The sequence below is a fragment of the Maribacter luteocoastalis genome (assembly GCF_048890225.1).
Lineage (GTDB): Bacteria > Bacteroidota > Bacteroidia > Flavobacteriales > Flavobacteriaceae > Maribacter > Maribacter luteocoastalis.
In genome coordinates, this window is the sequence record NZ_JBMFZG010000006.1 from 159,588 (window position 1) to 177,240 (window position 17,653).

18 protein-coding genes are annotated in these 17,653 nt (G+C 37.0%); 1 reads left to right on the plus strand and 17 read right to left on the minus strand.

The window, feature by feature from the left end:
• Positions 1–95: 95 nt before the first annotated feature.
• The 14 genes from ACOCEA_RS13030 to gcvT form a co-directional block, all read right to left on the minus strand.
• Entirely contained in the window at positions 96–365 is a 270-nt protein-coding gene (locus ACOCEA_RS13030) for an alpha/beta fold hydrolase (RefSeq protein ID WP_420756690.1), read from the minus strand.
• Between the two features lie 3 nt (positions 366–368).
• A complete protein-coding gene (locus ACOCEA_RS13035) occupies positions 369–1,037 on the minus strand; it encodes an alpha/beta fold hydrolase (protein ID WP_420756691.1) in 669 nt (222 codons plus the stop codon).
• A 91-nt stretch (positions 1,038–1,128) separates the two neighbouring features.
• Positions 1,129–1,773, minus strand: coding sequence for a hypothetical protein (locus ACOCEA_RS13040; RefSeq protein WP_420756692.1), 645 nt, complete (start codon positions 1,771–1,773; stop codon positions 1,129–1,131).
• Positions 1,774–1,990: 217 nt separating this feature from the next.
• A complete protein-coding gene (locus ACOCEA_RS13045; RefSeq protein WP_420756693.1) occupies positions 1,991–2,608 on the minus strand; it encodes a CatB-related O-acetyltransferase in 618 nt (205 codons plus the stop codon).
• Positions 2,605–2,991, minus strand: coding sequence for a hypothetical protein (locus ACOCEA_RS13050; RefSeq protein WP_420756694.1), 387 nt, complete (start codon positions 2,989–2,991; stop codon positions 2,605–2,607). Before ACOCEA_RS13050 ends, ACOCEA_RS13045 begins: the two co-directional genes overlap by 4 nt.
• Positions 2,988–3,860 (minus strand): SDR family oxidoreductase, encoded by an 873-nt coding sequence (locus ACOCEA_RS13055; protein ID WP_420756695.1) that lies wholly within the window; start codon positions 3,858–3,860, stop codon positions 2,988–2,990. Before ACOCEA_RS13055 ends, ACOCEA_RS13050 begins: the two co-directional genes overlap by 4 nt.
• Before the next feature lie 23 nt (positions 3,861–3,883).
• Positions 3,884–4,342: a hypothetical protein gene (locus tag ACOCEA_RS13060; RefSeq protein ID WP_420756696.1), complete on the minus strand. Its 459-nt coding sequence runs from the start codon at positions 4,340–4,342 to the stop codon at positions 3,884–3,886.
• 21 nt (positions 4,343–4,363) lie between these two features.
• Entirely contained in the window at positions 4,364–5,194 is an 831-nt protein-coding gene (locus ACOCEA_RS13065; RefSeq protein ID WP_420756822.1) for a serine hydrolase domain-containing protein, read from the minus strand.
• A 3-nt stretch (positions 5,195–5,197) separates the two neighbouring features.
• A complete protein-coding gene (locus ACOCEA_RS13070) occupies positions 5,198–5,443 on the minus strand; it encodes a hypothetical protein (RefSeq protein ID WP_420756697.1) in 246 nt (81 codons plus the stop codon).
• Between the two features lie 100 nt (positions 5,444–5,543).
• Entirely contained in the window at positions 5,544–7,316 is a 1,773-nt protein-coding gene (locus ACOCEA_RS13075) for a helix-turn-helix domain-containing protein (protein WP_420756698.1), read from the minus strand.
• Between the two features lie 807 nt (positions 7,317–8,123).
• Positions 8,124–8,831, minus strand: a complete 708-nt coding sequence (locus ACOCEA_RS13080) for a YebC/PmpR family DNA-binding transcriptional regulator (protein WP_420756699.1) — start codon at positions 8,829–8,831, stop codon at positions 8,124–8,126.
• Positions 8,832–8,888: 57 nt separating this feature from the next.
• On the minus strand, positions 8,889–9,176 hold the full coding sequence (locus tag ACOCEA_RS13085) for a 4a-hydroxytetrahydrobiopterin dehydratase (RefSeq protein WP_420756700.1): 288 nt from the start codon (positions 9,174–9,176) through the stop codon (positions 8,889–8,891).
• Positions 9,177–9,186: 10 nt separating this feature from the next.
• Positions 9,187–10,017: a sugar nucleotide-binding protein gene (locus tag ACOCEA_RS13090; RefSeq protein ID WP_420756701.1), complete on the minus strand. Its 831-nt coding sequence runs from the start codon at positions 10,015–10,017 to the stop codon at positions 9,187–9,189.
• Positions 10,018–10,035: 18 nt separating this feature from the next.
• On the minus strand, positions 10,036–11,121 hold the full coding sequence (gene gcvT / locus ACOCEA_RS13095) for a glycine cleavage system aminomethyltransferase GcvT (protein ID WP_420756702.1): 1,086 nt from the start codon (positions 11,119–11,121) through the stop codon (positions 10,036–10,038).
• Positions 11,122–11,262: 141 nt separating this feature from the next.
• Here gcvT and ACOCEA_RS13100 point away from each other — a divergent pair, with 141 nt between their 5' ends.
• A complete protein-coding gene (locus ACOCEA_RS13100; protein ID WP_420756703.1) occupies positions 11,263–12,879 on the plus strand; it encodes an aminopeptidase P family protein in 1,617 nt (538 codons plus the stop codon).
• Here ACOCEA_RS13100 and thrC read toward each other — a convergent pair.
• From thrC to thrA, 3 genes are read right to left on the minus strand one after another with little or no spacing between them, the layout of a single operon-like run.
• Entirely contained in the window at positions 12,876–14,171 is a 1,296-nt protein-coding gene (gene thrC / locus ACOCEA_RS13105) for a threonine synthase (protein ID WP_420756704.1), read from the minus strand. The two genes, ACOCEA_RS13100 and thrC, sit on opposite strands and share 4 nt — an antisense overlap.
• A gap of 46 nt (positions 14,172–14,217) precedes the next feature.
• The gene (locus ACOCEA_RS13110) at positions 14,218–15,141 is read right to left on the minus strand and encodes a homoserine kinase (protein ID WP_420756705.1); all 924 of its coding nucleotides are present in this window, start codon (positions 15,139–15,141) and stop codon (positions 14,218–14,220) included.
• 2 nt (positions 15,142–15,143) lie between these two features.
• Positions 15,144–17,585 (minus strand): bifunctional aspartate kinase/homoserine dehydrogenase I, encoded by a 2,442-nt coding sequence (gene thrA, locus ACOCEA_RS13115; protein WP_420756706.1) that lies wholly within the window; start codon positions 17,583–17,585, stop codon positions 15,144–15,146.
• Positions 17,586–17,653 lie beyond the last annotated feature (68 nt).

Here is a 17,653-nt window from a genome sequence, read left to right on the forward strand (position 1 = left end):
ATGATGTTACAAAGTTGGGGTACATATTCAAGCAAATCGTCTTGAATTATAATTTGAAACCTTTTACTTTAAATTGATTACTTGCTGGGCCTCGCTTAGACATTGCAGATCAAATTCTGCATTTCTGCGGATTTGTACATCGGTATTTGATGTCCCGCATTTTTCAGCCGAAACAGTTGTTTTTTGGGTGCTTCTAGCTTTTTATAAAATTTTTGGGTGAGTTCAAAACCAGTGGTTACATCTTCCTCCCCTATGAATACATACACGGGGATTTTAAAAAGGGTTCGATGCTTTAATACGGTAATGCTATACAGTTCTTTATAAAGGGGCATCCATTGTGGCTCCCATTCCTTAAAGAATTTCATGAATTACCCATATTCATTTTCTAGAATGGGAGTTCCCTTGTAATCACTGATCCATATAAATTGAACGGCCATATCCTCGATATTTTCATAAGGTATATATACAGCTTTAAGTTGCCTAACAGCTTCCCTATTGTTGCGTGCCCTGTAGTGTTGTATCAGTTTGGATTGGGTCGCGTTTTGACTTTTTTGATTATCTATTACGGGACTAATGGCCACTAATGAGGCTATTTTATTTGGACATTTTGATGCCAAATGGAACCCTAAAACGGTTCCCCAAGAATTGGCTACCAATATCATTTTGCCTTTTTGAAACGCTTCCAATAGATATTCCAAGATGTCCTCGGCATCTTCTTTCATAATCGATAGAGTGGGCGATTTTAAATTACCGAGCGATGATTTTCCCGACCCTCTTTGGTCCCAATGGACCACCAAGAAATGTTCTTCCAGAATATGGGTGATTTGTTCTCTGTGGGATGAGCTCGCGGCTCCGGGTCCACCATGTAAATACAGCATAAGGGGATTGCTTTTATTCCCTTTGATACTGATGAATTGCTTACTGCCCCCAATTTTCACAAATTGGGTGGTATCCACACGTTTTGAATCAAGCCTAGGGTTTTGCGCGAATAAAGTACAGGATAGCGCAATACAAATTACTGTAAATAGATATTTCATGGTGTTGTAGCAAAAAAAATGTTCGTTAAATCATATAATCCAAAGTCTTACTTGACGTCTCATTGAGGACTGTATCGCTTTGGGATTGTCTTTAAAATTTGATCCCAACGTACAGATTCGGTTCAAAAAGGAAATAAGATTTCCATCGATTGTCCAATTGTTTAAAGGCGTCCGGGGTATTTGTATCGAACATCCAATTTTGAAAATGAACCTGGGGCTCAATAAAAATGCGCTTCTTTTTTCCGAAAGCAATATGATAACCCAGATGGTAAGACGTGTAGAGCTTAAATCCGTTGGCTATTTTTTCATTGTTCAGGTCTAGATAGGTTTTGTATTGCGGTAGCACTTCCACCGTAGCGAACAATCCTTTCCAAAGCATGCGTTGGTATGAAATTCCAATACCCGTTTCACGTAGGTAGCCCGGGTAGAATTCACTTTCGGTATCAATTTTATCCAAAAGACCATCCCACCACTGTATCCCCATGGGCTGAAACAATCTCCAAGTGGCGAATTTTACACCGATGATATTTTTTGAATCCAATTCGCGCTTCACATGAATCTCAATATGTTGGGTATTGGTTCTTTCTCCTCCTTTGCCAATATTACCAAGGATGATGGCAGGAAAGCTTACCCTGTACTTATAATCGGAACCATTAGGTAATTTGGACTCCTTGTTACCCTGTGCAAAAACACTTAATGTGCAAAGTGTTAGGCCGATGATGAATAGTTTTTTCATTGTAATGTGTTTTTAATTTTCGTTTTTGACTATTAATGAATTGTTGGCGCAAAGAAAACTTAGAATGAAAGGCTCATCGTCCTGAATTATGATTCCAAACCTTTTTGTTTTTAGAACTATTTCTAGGTTTTTGTAAAGGGGAAAGACAAGAAAGGATACACAAAAAAAGGCTCAACATTTTTAGTGTTAGGCCCAGTAGAACATGATGTTTTTGTTTTTAGAACAATTCTTCCAGATCACCGGTAAGTTTCCTTAGGTTTTGGGTGATTTTTTCATTATCCCAATGCCACCATTGTAGTTCCAACAACTTGGAAATGGTAGCTTCGGAGAAGCGTTTTTTGATTGGTTTTGCCGGATTGCCACCCACTATGGTATAAGGCTCTACATTTTTAGTGACTACTGACTTTGTGGCAATGATGGCTCCATCGCCTATATGCACTCCTGGCATAATCGTTGCCCCGTGGCCTATCCACACATCATTGCCAATAATGGTATCCCCTTTTGAGGGATAGCTTTTACCCTCCATGGCGTTTTGCCAAGAACCTCCAAATATGGCAAAGGGATAGGCCGTTGCGGCTTCGGTTAAATGATTGCCACCGTTCATAATAAAAGTAGCACTGGAGGCAATCATACAGAACTTCCCAATAATGAGCTTGTCCCCAATAAAATCAAAATGGTATTTGACGTTTTTTTCAAAGTTGGAAACATCTTCAAAATCATCGTAATAGGTATAATCCCCAACAATGATATTCGGATTTGTAACTATGTTTTTCAGAAAACAAAGGGTATCATAGTTTGGTAAGGGGAATCGGGTATTAGGGTCTGGAGCTTTCATGGATTACGTTTGGACATTTTAAATAAACTTAGTGCTAAAATAAGGGTAGGCAAGGCTTGCGTGTTTTCAAAAATAGTTTCAGCCAATAAATTACCTAGGGTATTGAGCACAAAATATACCGAAAACACCAATAACCATCTATTTAGGGTTTTCTCTTGCCATTTATTGGGAATTACTTTAGTTTTCATCAAAATCAAAGCGCCTAAAAACAGCATAACCAAAAGTGCTGCTCCTTCTAAAAATAGAATCGTTTTGGGTTGAACTATTTTTCCACCCCAAACCACATTGGATGGAATGAGTTGTAGTAGGATCAGTAAATGAAATAGAACGTAGGAAATTACAATACCCAGCGCAATTTTTCCGAAAACGTTTATTTTTTTCATTTTGGTTCTATACTATTTTTAACTTCTTGCTTATAAAAATCCTCCAAATGATGGGTTCCATAGCAAGGGGCAATACAATCCTCTGCCATTAAGGTGAGGAAAAATTCGATGGGTCTATAAGTTTTGACACTGGTAAAGGTTCTTAGAAACCAGAGGGTTGATTTTCTTAGCCCATCGGGCAGGTGAACAATTTTAATGGGCTTGTTCAAGGTTTTAAGCGCGAGTTCACTTATTTCATTTAAGCTTAAAACATCCGGACCTCCAATAATGAACTCCTTATTATAATCATCCAAAGTATCCAAAATGGCCCTTGCCAGGTCTTTGCCATGGATGGGATTAAATTTTTGATGGCCGGAACCAAACAAATAAACACGGCCCGATTTGGCCATTTGTAAAAAATCCTTCATATCTGAGAAAAAACCATTCGGTCGTACGATGGTATAGTGCAATCCCGAAGCTTTCAAAGCATCCACAAACTTTTCCTTGGCTTCAAAAATTTTTAGATTGCGGTGTTTGTCCCCGTTAATGGCGGATACGTACACAAAGTGCTTTACATCCGTCTTTTTAGCTTCTTCCAACAAATTCATATTGGCCTTATAATCTACATCCATGTAGGTAAGACCGTCTTTTTGCCTGGTGATACCCACGGTGGATATTACGGTGTCAATGCCCTTACAGATATCCCGCAGGGTTTCGGGTCGTGTTACTTGGGCTTGTTTTATTTCCAAATAATTTTCCTCGTCATTTTGCAAGCTATCGGGATTGCGTACAATAGCGACAACCTGATTTTTCCTTTCGATGAGGACTTTCAATAAGGAACCACCCAAATAGCCTGTAGCACCTGCTAATAATACGTTGGTTTGTTTCATCACTATTAAAAATTTAGTGTTTTTTAGTCCAGTTTTCTTTTAAAAATATATCGCGTTATAAAAATCCCATTATCATCATTTTTGCCTGCGTCACTTTCCACGGCACTGGTTACGAACACTAAATCCCAACCTTCTGTAAGCATGTCCGTTAGTTTTGATGAAATCAATGCATCGTTCGCTACAATATTTTGAAAGCGTATACCACCCAAATTGTAAAAGTTCAAAAGTTTCGTTTCTTCAAAGTTTTTGACCCTAATGTCCTTTCTCTTGGAGGTATTCCGAGTATTGTCATCTTCTGTTTGCTCAGAAGTGAATTGTCTATAATCCCTTTCATCATTGGATGAGAGCATACGTGATCGGCCCAATCCGCTTGAAACAATAGATTCTACACTTGTTATGACTTTAACTTCATAGTCTTGCTGACTAAAAACAGGATTTGTACAAAATGTGTAAAAGGCAAATAATACTAATAACTTTTTCATGTCTAAATAGTTGAAATATTTTTAATTAAACTCTTTGGTCAATACTTGTTCTATAATCGTGTTACGTTGCGTTCCCGTATCGTCTTGCTGATTGCTTAACAGTACGATCGTAGCATCATATTCCGGTATAAAACCGATCATACTCCAATAACCATTAATATCGCCACCGTGCCAGTACATGGTGGTACTGCCCTCTTGTATGGTAAACCATCCCAGGCCAAAATCCACATAGCCACTTGGAACATCTTTGGCGAATATTTCCGACTTTTCCGCTTCGGTAAACCAATCCGTTTTTGCGGCATTGGTCCAAGTTTCCATATCGCTTGGCGTACTACTGAAATCGCCTGCCCCAAAAGGAATGTCCATAGGATACGAACTGATAGGGCTTCCGTTCAAATAGCCCTGTGCATGGGTATCGATATCAATCTCATCCGTCCCTTTGTAGGATCCTGACATCCCCAACGGATTGAAAATTTTCTGCTGCACATAATCGTGATAAGGCATTTTCGATACCTGCTCCACCAACATGGCTGCAATGAGATAGTTTGAGTTGCAATACTGTTTGTTGGACCCTGGTGTAAAATCGAGTCCATTTTCAAGTATTAATTCCTTGATAAGGTCATAAATAGTCCCTTCATCCAGGGTTTCCTCTTGTTCGTAAGCGCCTTCAACCAGCAATTGATACTCTGGAACACCCGATTGATGGGCTAGTAACTGGGCAATGGTAATTTGATCACCATTCTGGAATTCGGTATCAAATTCATCCAAGGTTTGATCAAAGCTTTGGATTAACCCATCACGTTTCAATTGCACGACAGCAGCTGCAGTAATTGTTTTGGTAACCGAACCTATTCGTTACCCTAGGTTATCCCCTTGGGGCAATTCCGTGTTTTGATTGGCCCATCCAAAACCCTGGCGTACCAAATCCTTCCCGTTTTTGGTGACAATGGCATAGCCTTGAAATCCGATATCGGTGAGGACAGTTTCAATTGTGGTGTTCTTGGGATTGGGTGAAGTGGTGTCGTCTTCCTTAGAGCAAGATGTAAAAAGCCCTAAAAGGGATACCATGAAAACGACTAAGCGTTTGTGTAAAGTTGTCATAATTGTTCGTTTTTTGATTTGTAATTTTGATGCAAAGATTGATCGTAAGTACAAATCAATCGTTCTGAATTATAATCTGATACGAACTAAAGAAGATGAATCATGAATTGGCCTTCATCCAAGCCCTAGGGGTTATCCCTTCCATTTTTTTAAAGTAGGTATTGAAAACGCTTTTGGAATTGAACCCACTATCATAGGCCAATCCAAGAATGGTCAAATGCGAATTTTTTGGGTCCAGTGCTATGGATTTAAAGCGCTTTAGGCGGTATGAATTCACAAAGTCATTAAAATTTAGATCAAAGGCGGTATTTATCAGGTAGGATATTTTATTGGTATTGAACCCTAGGACATCGGCCACGAATTTTAAACTCAATTGCGGATTCAGAAAAGGTTCTTCTTCCTCAAAATACGTTAGCAGTTCCTCTTTTAAGGCCTCAATTTGTGTAGCATCTAATATAGTAGGTGTTGATTTTTCTTCCTCTTCCAAGGGCGATGTAATATCCGAAAGGCACAGGTTGGAATGATGCAAATCCGAAAAACCTGCTATCCCGTGTAAGGGTTTTAAAAAAGGTTCTTGCCTGTAATTGATGATTTGGCCACGCCTGCTTCCGATCATTTCCTTTAAACGGGAAAAACCTAGCACTTTATGGTTGGAATTACTTAATATATAAAGGTCATAGGGAACGAGCATAGTTTCGTTGCTTTCACTAGCTGTCCATCGTGATACGATTTCCTCTGGGACTTCTACAGGCTTTTCATTGATAAGTTGGAACAACAATTTTTTCTCTTCGAGTAATGGCGTGTCCTTTATAAATTCTTGAAACTGCTGTTTTTGGTTTAGCCATATGAAACAAAAACACTTTAAGTGATGCGCTAAGGCCAATTCCGGATTAAGGGTTAGGGCATAGTTTACACTTTCCAAGGCTTTATCAAATTGACATTGATAATAGCAGATATGGGCAAAAGTGTAATGATTGTTCGCCGAAAGCGGATCTACATCCAAAAGTTTGTTGGCATATACTAAGGCCTTGTCAAAAAAGCCGAGGGCAATGAACAGTTCAGCCATAGCTTCCAAACCATCGATGTGATTCGGACTAATGGCCAAGACTTTATTGATATGGATGTACGCATTTTTGAAATCCCATTCCCCCCAAAAAAACTTACCCACAAAGGAATGCGGGTATTCGGGCAACGAAGTGTCTATTTCTTTGGCGATCAAAAGATTGCTAATAGCCAAATCCATAGCTTCTTGGTAGGGCATATACCCCCACATGGCCAATAAGCCATAGCATTGTAAATTGGCGTAGTAGGCCTTGGCGTATTGGGTATCCAGTGCAATGGCTTGGTTATAAAAATCAATGGCCTGATTAAGGCTTTCAGGTGTCCATTTTAATTGCAGTGAACGCCCTTTTAAAAACAACTGGTAGGCATCTACATTGGTGGTCGGTTGCTTTATTAAGTGATCCTGAATTTCGAAGTGCCCAAAATTGTTCCGGACCTCATCCGCAATGGCGAGGCTAATCTCATCTTCTAGATCGAATATATCCGTTAATTCCCTGTCAAACCTTTTGGACCAATAATGCGTTCCGTCCGCAACATCAATTAATTGTGCCGTTATCCTAACCCGCTCCTGAGATTTTTTAATACTTCCCTCAAGAACTGTGTTGACACCCAATTGCCCTCCTATTTCCCTAATATCAATATCCTTTCCCTTAAAGGCAAAGGAGGAGGTCCGGGCAATTACCTTAAGTTCGTTGATTTTTGTTAGTGCATTGATGATTTCCTCGGTAATCCCATCACAGAAATATTCATTATCAATATCATTGCTCATATTGACAAATGGTAAGACCACTATGGACTGAATGCTGTTCATTTATTACTGAGCTCAGTTAAATACCAAATAATCTTGATTGAAGTAATTAGGGCAAGTTACTTATTTGGATTTGACCAGCCCTAAGGATAAAATTAGTTTTTTAAAAAATCTTAATAAAATGATATCAAAATATTATCTGTTTTAAGTCATAAAAAGTACAGTCTTAAGCTCCTATTTTTTTGAGTATACATATTGGCTTTTGATTTAAATAAATGTTTTTTAATTTATTTAAATGATTATTTTATAGTACATGTTAGGATTATTAAGTTAATATCTAAAATAATAGAAGGGTTAGACAAATAATCAATTGACTTTTATTCAAAATGATGTTATATAATGCCTTTAAAAAAATATATAACAAAACCTAATAACCGAACTTATTTAGCATATTCACTAGGAGGGACATTTGGGGTATAAATTAGGATGTTTTTTAAACTTGTCTTTTAATGCAAAAATTTTTAATGATTCATGTCTTCTTTCCCTGTCATAATAATATGGCGAATTGAAGGTTTTTCCATGAAACTATTTTAAATCCTTCCACAATATTCTTTAGTTTATCTTGAAAGACTTTCCTATAATAATCAAACTAAAGTATACTAAAATTTTTTATCAACTTTGGCCATCTTAGGGTCTAGTCTTTTTAGCTGTAACTATTTTATATGATACTGAACATATATTAAGTATTTGACTGAAAGGAAGTTGTATTCTACTGCTAAGCTTTATTCAACCAACAAAATTGAAGTGTATGATGTACAAAACGTATTTTCTAAAATTCAAGTAAGTTATTGAATATCAGATAAATAAAACTCATTCCATATTGTTGAACACGTTCTGCACATCATCATCTTCCTCAATCTTTTCTAAAAGCTTTTCTACATCTGCAATTTCTTCCTCGTTTAAGGTTTTTGTAACTTGTGGAATGCGTTCAAAACCAGAAGAAAGAATTTCAATGCCTCTATTTTCCAATTCCTTTTGAATAGCACCAAAACTTTCAAATGGTGCATAAATTAAAATACCGTCATCATCAACAAAAACCTCTTCCGCACCAAAATCAATCATTTCTAATTCCAACTCTTCAGGGTCAATGCCTTCTGCTGGAATTCTAAAATTACAAGTATGGTCAAACATAAATTCAACAGAACCAGATGTGCCTAGGCTTCCGTTACATTTATTAAAATAACTTCGAATATTGGCAACAGTACGTGTGTTGTTATCTGTTGCTGTTTCAATAAGAATTGCGATTCCATGTGGAGCATATCCTTCAAAAAGGACTTCTTTATAATCACCCAAACTTTTATCGCTAGCTCTTTTTATGGCCCGTTCAACATTGTCTTTGGGCATGTTGACCGATTTGGCATTCTGGATAACCGCCCGAAGACGGGAATTGGAATCGGGGTCTGGCCCACCTTCCTTTACGGCCATTACAATATCCTTGCCAATTCGCGTAAAGGCCTTGGACATGGCGGACCATCTTTTCATTTTACGTGCTTTTCTAAACTCAAAAGCTCTTCCCATGGTATTCTTTATTTAAATGCAGACAAATTTAACAAAAATTGCAGAGGTTATTGGATATTAATCACTTTCCACAATATCTTCTATAGCACGTGCCAAAACAAAATCCTTCTCGGTTACCCCGTTGGCATCATGTGTACTTAAACGAATATTCAAGGTTTTATAAATATTGCTCCAATCTGGGTGATGACCTTGGGCCTCACATTCAAAGGCTATCCTGGTCATTACGGAAAAAGCTTCTTTAAAATCCTTAAACTCAAAGGTGGTTTCAATGGCACCATCCACATATTCCCATCCTTCTAATTGCCCTAAATAATCTGCGATCTGTTTATCTGTAAATTTTTCCATGTTAAGTATTTTAATTGATTACATGATGTTCTATAATATCCTGATAGCTAAACTGTAAGTTTTTGGGTAGTTTGTTACTCTTTGGTAAAACAGCTAAATAACGATCTTCATTGGTAGTATAGACTCTTTTTATTAATGCGTTAAAATTTCCTACCCTTTCTAAGACTTCTTTTATAAACTCTTCATGGTGAACCAAGTCAGAACTTCCTAAATGATATATACCTGTTTTGTTTCTATTGATAAGATAATGAATTTGTTGGGTTAATTTATCATCATTGGTTACATTTAAAATCAAGTTTGGAAACACTTCTATAGGCTCATTGTTGAGAATCAGATTTTTCATTTCCTTAATTCTTGGTGAACTATTTCCAAAGACCATAGGTATCCTTAAAATTCCCATTTTATTCTTGGGAACTCGGAGTAGCATATTTTCAATCTTAATTTTCAGCCTGCCATAAATACTGTCGGATAAAGTTTTGTCATTTTCGTAAGACGGAAATTTGCTATAATTATCAAAGACGTTTGCAGAAGATAGGAAATATAACCTGCAATCGTTCTTGTTCAAATATTCGATTACATGTTGATGTGCTATTATTTGAGCTGCAAAATTACCTCGTAACGCTGAAATAACGATATGGGGTTTAACGGCTTCTAGAATATCAAATATGTCGTCTTCCTCAATATTATATTCAAAAAATTGTTGATTTTTCTCAAATGGATGTTTAGTGTTGTTAAACGTACCAAAAGTATTATAGTAATTACATAGCTCCTTATAAATGGCGTTTCCTAGAAAGCCACTTCCACCTAGTATTAAAATCCTTTTTCTATCCCCTTCCAACACCTAATTTCATTCTATAAGTTAACCTTTGTAAAACGGTAGTTTTACAATAGTGGCCGGTACTGCTTTTTTTCGGATTTGGATGTGTATTTTACTGCCCACATCGGCAAAAACAATGGGAACATACCCTAGGCCAATACCCTTATTTAATGAAGGGGACATGGTTCCTGAGGTTACGACACCAATTTTTTTACCACTATTATCTACAATGTCATAATCATGCCGTGGAATACCACGCTCATCTAATTCAAAAGCCACCAATTTTCTTTTTGTTCCATGTAATTTCTCAGTGGCTAAGGATTCACTGTTCACAAATTCCTTGGAAAACTTGGTAATCCATCCAAGTCCAGCCTCAAAAGGAGAAGTATCATCATTAATGTCATTACCATATAAACAATAACCCATTTCAAGTCTTAACGTATCCCTAGCAGCTAGTCCTATAGGCTTTATACCAAAATTTGCTCCAGCTTCAAATACTTTGTCCCAAACTTGTTTTACCTCTTCATTTTTACAATAAATTTCAAATCCGCCAGAACCTGTATAACCTGTGGCAGAAATAATAACATGTTCAATTCCGGCAAAATCTGCAATTTCAAAATTATAAAAATTAATTGCGGACAAATCTGTTGACGTTAATGATTGCATTGCCTCAACTGCTTTTGGGCCTTGTATGGCCAAAAGGGAATAGTTCTCAGAAAGATTTCGCATTTCTGCATTAAAATCTTTATTATACTTGGTAATATGCTCCCAATCCTTATCTATGTTGGACGCGTTGACCACTAAGAGATATTGCTCTTCTTTTATTCTGTAGACTATCAGGTCATCAACAATCCCTCCTGTTTCATTTGGCAAACAACTATATTGTGCCTTTCCAATGGTTAATTTGGAAGCGTCATTGGAAGTTATTTTTTGGATAAGGGGCAATGCGTTTGGCCCACTTATTAAAAACTCACCCATATGGGAAACATCAAATACTCCAACACCATGGCGCACTGTTTCATGTTCCGCATTGACACCTTCGTAGGATACAGGCATATTATATCCCGCAAATGGAACCATTTTGGCACCAAGGGACTCATGGGTTTTAGTAAGCGCAGTATTTTTCATGGTCTTAATTTAAAGAGCACAAATTTATAGAAATAATTAAGGATACACCTGCTTCAAGTTCTTATGTTTTCCATAAAATTTTACCATGAAAATGAATAGTGTTGACTAAAAAACAGTATTTTAAAGGCATAAATTTCAATTATGTTTAAAAATATTCTATCACTAGGGATTATACTATTTGTTGTTCTTGAAATAAACGCCCAAGAAACGCCTTCCGATTATTTAACCGCGGAATTTCACACATTGAGAAGGGAAAAAGTTAGGGAGATGATGCCAACAAATAGTGTGTTGGTGTTTTTTGCAAATGCAGAAAGAAATCGAGCCAATGATGTAGATTACATTTATCATCAAGATCCTGATTTTTATTATTTAACTGGATATAAAGAGCCTAATGCTGTCCTCCTTATTTTCTCCGAAAATCAAAAGGATGCTAGTGGAAAAGTATTTAACGAACTTATTTATGTTCAGGAGCGTGACCCACTAGCAGAGCAGTGGAACGGTAAACGGCTTGGGGTAGCTGGAGTTAAAGGCCAATTAGGTTTTGATATGGTTTATAATGGAAGTGAATTTGCGAATTTATCAATAGATTTTTCAACCTTTGACAAAGTTTCATTTTTTGATTTTAAGAATGATTATAGGGATAAACAGGGAAACGCTGATTTGTTCGATTTAATCAAGGCCTTTAAAATAAAATCAAATTATCCTACCGATTATAATGCAACAAAACAGCAATTGTACAAAATGATAACCTCTACTGATGTAGAGAATAGTGCCAATGTTGCCCAAACCCTTGGTAGATATCTGAACAATTACCCTAATTTGCAAGAGGATGAGCTTTTGAGCAATTTTGTGAATGCACCAGACCAGGAACTAAGAAAGGAAATCAAGGAAAAGGTATTGTTAGTTCAAAAGTCAACTAATTTGGATTCTAGTATTATCGCCGAAATAATGGATAAACTTCGGGAAACAAAAACAGAGGAAGAGTTAAAACTATTAAAAAAAGCTATTGAAATCTCAGCAGTTGGCCAAGTAGAGATCATGAAGGCCATGCACCCTAATATGTCAGAATCAGAAATTCAAGGTGTTCACGAATATATTTATAAAAGATATGGTGCTGAATATGAAGGCTATCCTTCTATCGTAGGAGGAGGTAACAACGGTTGTATTCTTCATTATATAGAAAATAACAAAACCAAGGTGGCCACCGACTTGGTCTTAATGGATTTGGGAGCAGAGTATCATGGATATACAGCAGATGTTACACGGACTATTCCTGCAAACGGCACATTTTCAAAAGAGCAAAAGGCGATATATGATATTGTTTATAATGCCCAAGAGGCCGGTATAGCGGTTAGTGTTGTTGGTGCTTCTTTTAGGGCTCCTGGAGAGGCCGCCATTAAGGTGGTTGCAGATGGACTTTTAAAGCTCGGAATCATTAAGGATATAAGTGAGGCAAGAACCTATTTCCCGCACGGAACCTCCCATTATTTAGGATTGGATGTACATGATAAAGGAACCTATGGGGATTTTAAACCTAATACTGTAATTACTGTAGAACCAGGAATATATATACCAGAAGGTAGTGCATGCGATGAAAAATGGTGGGGAATTGCAGTACGCATAGAAGATGATATTTTAATTACGGAAGATGGTCCAATAAATTTGTCGGCAATGGCGCCAAGAACGACAGAAGCCATAGAAGCTATGATGAAAATTACGAGTCCACTTGATGAATTTAAACTACCGGGCCTAGATTAACTAGTAATGAGAAAGGCTTTAAGTTCATTATAGCTGGTGATTTTGGTTGATTTTTTTTCCTTACCCATCACTTTTTTAATTTGTGAAGGAATTTCCAATTGCACAGAAAGTGTTTCCTCAACAATATCCAAAAATTTAACGGGATGGGCGGTTTCCAAAAATATACCAAAAGTATTTGGATGCCGCTCTTGATATTTCTTGAGACCTAAATAACCTACAGCACCATGCGGGTCTGCTATATAACCACTTGTTTTATAAATGTGTATTAATGCTTTTCTAGTTTCCTCATCATTAAATGAATAAGATGAAAGGTTATTTTTTAAGGTATCAAAATCATCTTCAAATAAATGTCTAATCCTAATAAAATTGCTTGGATCACCAACGTCCATTGCATTGGAAATGGTTGCGGTAGATGGTTTTGGTAAATACTCTTTTGTCCGCATGAATTCTGGCACGGTATCATTTACATTTGTTGCCGCAACAAAGTGTTTCACGGGCATTCCTAAACGTTGCGCTACCAAACCTGCGCAAATGTTTCCAAAATTTCCAGAGGGAACAGAAAAAACAATCTCTTTTCCTTTGGATTTAACTTGTTTATAGGCAAACATGAAGTAAAAAAGTTGCGGAAGCCATCGTGCTACATTAATGGAATTTGCAGAGGTTAACTTCATTTTTTCCAATAGGTCATGGTCCAAAAAAGCCCTTTTCACCATAGCTTGGCAATCATCAAAAGTGCCATTTACTTTCAAAGCGGTAATATTTTTGCCTAAGGTAGTTAGTTGCCGTTCTTGGATATCACTTACCTTACCACTAGGATATAGAATAACTACTTTCACACCATCAACCCCCAAAAATCCGTTAGCTACTGCACCACCAGTATCACCAGAAGTAGCCACGAGAACAGTTACTTCATTCTTTACGTCCTTTGAAAAATAACCAAGGCATTGTGCCATAAATCGGGCGCCAACATCTTTGAAAGCCATAGTTGGTCCATGAAAAAGCTCTAATGTGCCAATATTTTCTTCAATTTCTATGACTGGGAAATCAAAATCCAAGACGTTATCAAGAATTTCATTCAGTATATTGCTGGGAATAGTATCACTGACAAATTGATTAATGGCTGTAAACGCAATTTCTTTGTTTGATAATTCTGTGATTTTATCGAAAAAGGAATCGGGTAGCGGCGTAATACTTTCTGGGAAATACAAACCTTTGTCCGGTGCGATACCATTAATTACGGCATCTTTAAAAGATACTTCCGGTGCTTTATTATTTAGACTATAGTATTTCAATTTTCAATTTTTTTGTAATTAATTTATCCTTCGGATCGTAACTTATTTATGGTAAGATTTTAATTCCTTCTGTATTTACCTTGGATACATGAATGTCAAACGTAATGTCAATGGCTTTATAAACTTCTTTCATGGCTTTACCCACTTTTAATGCGGTATCATTTCCTTTGCTAAAAGCGAATATTGAGGGGCCAGAGCCAGATATGCCACATCCTAATGCCCCAGCACTAATAGAGGCCGCTTTAACTTTGTCAAACCCAGGAATTAAAATGGACCGTATGGGTTCAACAATATGATCTTCCAGTGACCTGCCAATTAAGTCATAATCCTCTTTAAAAAGACCAGCAACAAGTCCACCTACATTACCCCACTGTTTTATACCCGTTTCCATGCTAATGGTTGATTTTAGTATTTTTCTGGAATCTGATGTTTTTACTTCTATTTGTGGGTGAATTATGGTTGCATAAAGTTCTTTAGGTGCCGGTATGGTAATTATATCCAATGGTTGGTAACTTCTTACCAAAGTAAAGCCACCAAATAGGGCAGGGGCTACATTGTCTGCATGTGCCACATCACTGGCAAGCCTTTCCCCTTCCATGGCAAATTGCACCAGTTGGGTTGTGTTGAAAGGTTTGCCTAAGAGTTGGTTTATTGCCCAAACCGCACCAGAAGAACTGGCGGCACTACTACCTATACCGCTACCAGGTTTTATCTTTTTATAAATTTCAATTTCAAATCCGCCACTATAATCGGTGTTTTCCAACAGAGCCAACCCTGCGACCCCTGCGACATTTTTTTCTGTTTCCAGTGGCAGGTCTTGACCTATTATTTTATTGATACGAATCCCTTTTTCTGCGGTTTTTCTAACTACCATTTCATCACCAACCGCGTCTAGGGCTACGCCTAGAACATCAAAGCCGCAAGAAATATTTGCAATAGTAGCTGGACAGAAAACCTTTATCTCATTCATAATTAAAAATTACCTATTCTAATAATATCAGCGAATATTCCCGAAGCGGTTACATCTGCACCGGCACCTGCTCCTTTAATTATCATAGGCTGATTTGGATATCGTTCTGTATAAAATAAAACAATATTGTCACTGCCTTCTAAATTATAAAAATCATGGCCTTTGGGTATTTGTTGTAATCCTACGCTTGCTTCACCGTTTTCAAATTGGGCAACATACTTAAGTTTACTATCTGTATTTTTGGCGGCTGTATACAATTTTTGGAAGTCAGCTTCATACTTCTTTAATGAATTAAAAAAATCTTCATTATTGGTAGTGGCTAAACTTTCTTCAGGTAAAAAAGGTTTGTTGGCAATATCTTCAATTTCCAATGCATAACCACTTTCCCGCGCCAGAATCAATATTTTCCGCATAACATCAATTCCGCTTAAATCAATTTTTGGATCAGGTTCGGTATATCCTTCTTCTTGTGCTTGTTTCACTATATCATGAAAAGTTGTTTGGTCACTGAAATTGTTAAAAACAAAGTTTAAGCTGCCAGAAAGAACCGCTTGTATTTTTAGTATTTTATCACCCGATGCAATTAAATGCTTCAATGTGTCAATAATGGGCAGGCCGGCTCCGACATTGGTTTCGAACAGAAATGGTGCATTGTATTCACGGGCCAATGATTTTAGGGATAAATAATTTTCATATTTAGAGGAACAGGCAATTTTGTTACACGTGACTACAGATATACTGTTACCTAAAAAGGAACTATAGGTGTTCGAAATTTCTTCACTTGCTGTGTTATCCACAAAAATGCTATTGCGATAATTTAGTGCATTGACCTTTTCTATAAATACATCTTTATCTGCTTTTTCTCCTTTGGAAAGTACATCTTGCCAAGAATCTAAATTGATACCTTTTTCATCAAAATAAAAATTTCGAGAATTGGATATACCAATAACCCTAATGTTTAATTTTAGGTTCTCCTTTAAAAACTTATGCTGTAATTTAATTTGATTTAAGAATTTAGCACCTACGTTACCAACGCCCATTACAAAAAGGTTAAGCTGCTTTATGTTTTCCTCAAAAAATTCCTCATGAAGTGCATTCAATGCTTTCTTCACATCCTTTTCATTAATGACACAAGAGATGTTTCTTTCGGAAGCACCCTGGGCTATTACCCTAATGTTGACATTATTTTTACCAAGGGTACTAAACATTTTACCGCTTAGTCCTTGGTGACTTTTCATATTGTCGCCTACAAGTGCAACTATAGCTAAATTTTGCTCTGGATGAACAGGTTTAATAAAACCTCTTTCAATTTCAAACTCGAATGCTTCGTTCACAACATTTACAGCTCTTTCCACATCAGCAGATGCTATACCAACACAAATAGAATGTTCCGATGATGCTTGCGTTATAAGAACCACACTGATATCTGATTGAGAAAGGACTTCGAAAAAACGTTTAGATATACCGGGAATACCAACCATTCCAGGTCCTTCTAAAGAAAGTAAGGCTATATTTCCAATATGGCTTATACCCCTTACTGTTTTACCTTTTTCGTTTTTGGATTTTGTAATTAATGTACCAGCTTCTTGAGGTTCAAAAGTGTTTTTTATTACAATAGAAATACCCTTGTTCAGCACTGGCTGTATTGTTGGAGGGTATAATACTTTGGCACCAAAGTGGGAAAGTTCCATGGCCTCCTCATAAGAAATATGTTTTATTGCCTTGGCCTGTTTAACAATTTTAGGATTTGCGGTGAACATGCCACTCACATCAGTCCAAATCTCTAAAAGCTCCGCATTGATCGCGGCAGCATAAATTGCGGCCGTATAGTCAGAACCTCCTCTACCCAATGTAGTGGAGTCTCCTGTTTCTGAACTGGCAATAAATCCAGGGCAGATGATTATTTTAGATTTTACAGCATTAAAATATGCCGTGCAGTTAGCATTGGTAAGATTAAAGTTTACGGTATCCTTCCCCATAACATTGCGGGTAACAATGAGTTCCCTACTATCTCTATATTCACAATCCAATGACTGTGTTACGAAGTATTCACTTATAATATATGAGGATAGAAGTTCGCCATAGCTTACTATTTTATCGGAAAGTTTTTTGGTTAGTTCCCCAATCAAATAGGCGCCTTCTAATAGGGTCTCCAGTACATTTAACTCGCTCTTAACTTTGCTAAGTACTTTACTCTGTGCTGTTACTGGAATTAACTCCTTGACTGTATCAAGATGTCTATCTTCAATTTTCTTTATAATCGTTTGGTAACCCACATTTTGTTGCGAAGCTAAAAGGCCGGCTTCTAATAACTGGTCTGTTATCCCTCCAAAAGCAGAGAAGACAAGAATTATGTTTTCGTCATAGGAAGAAACTATGTTCTTTATTTTTATGATGTTATCAGCACTGGCTACGGAAGAACCGCCAAATTTTAAAACTTTCATACGAGTTATATATTAACTTTTTGGGAAATGGTTGGTGTTCGTAAACACGAGATCGGAGGTGTATAGTT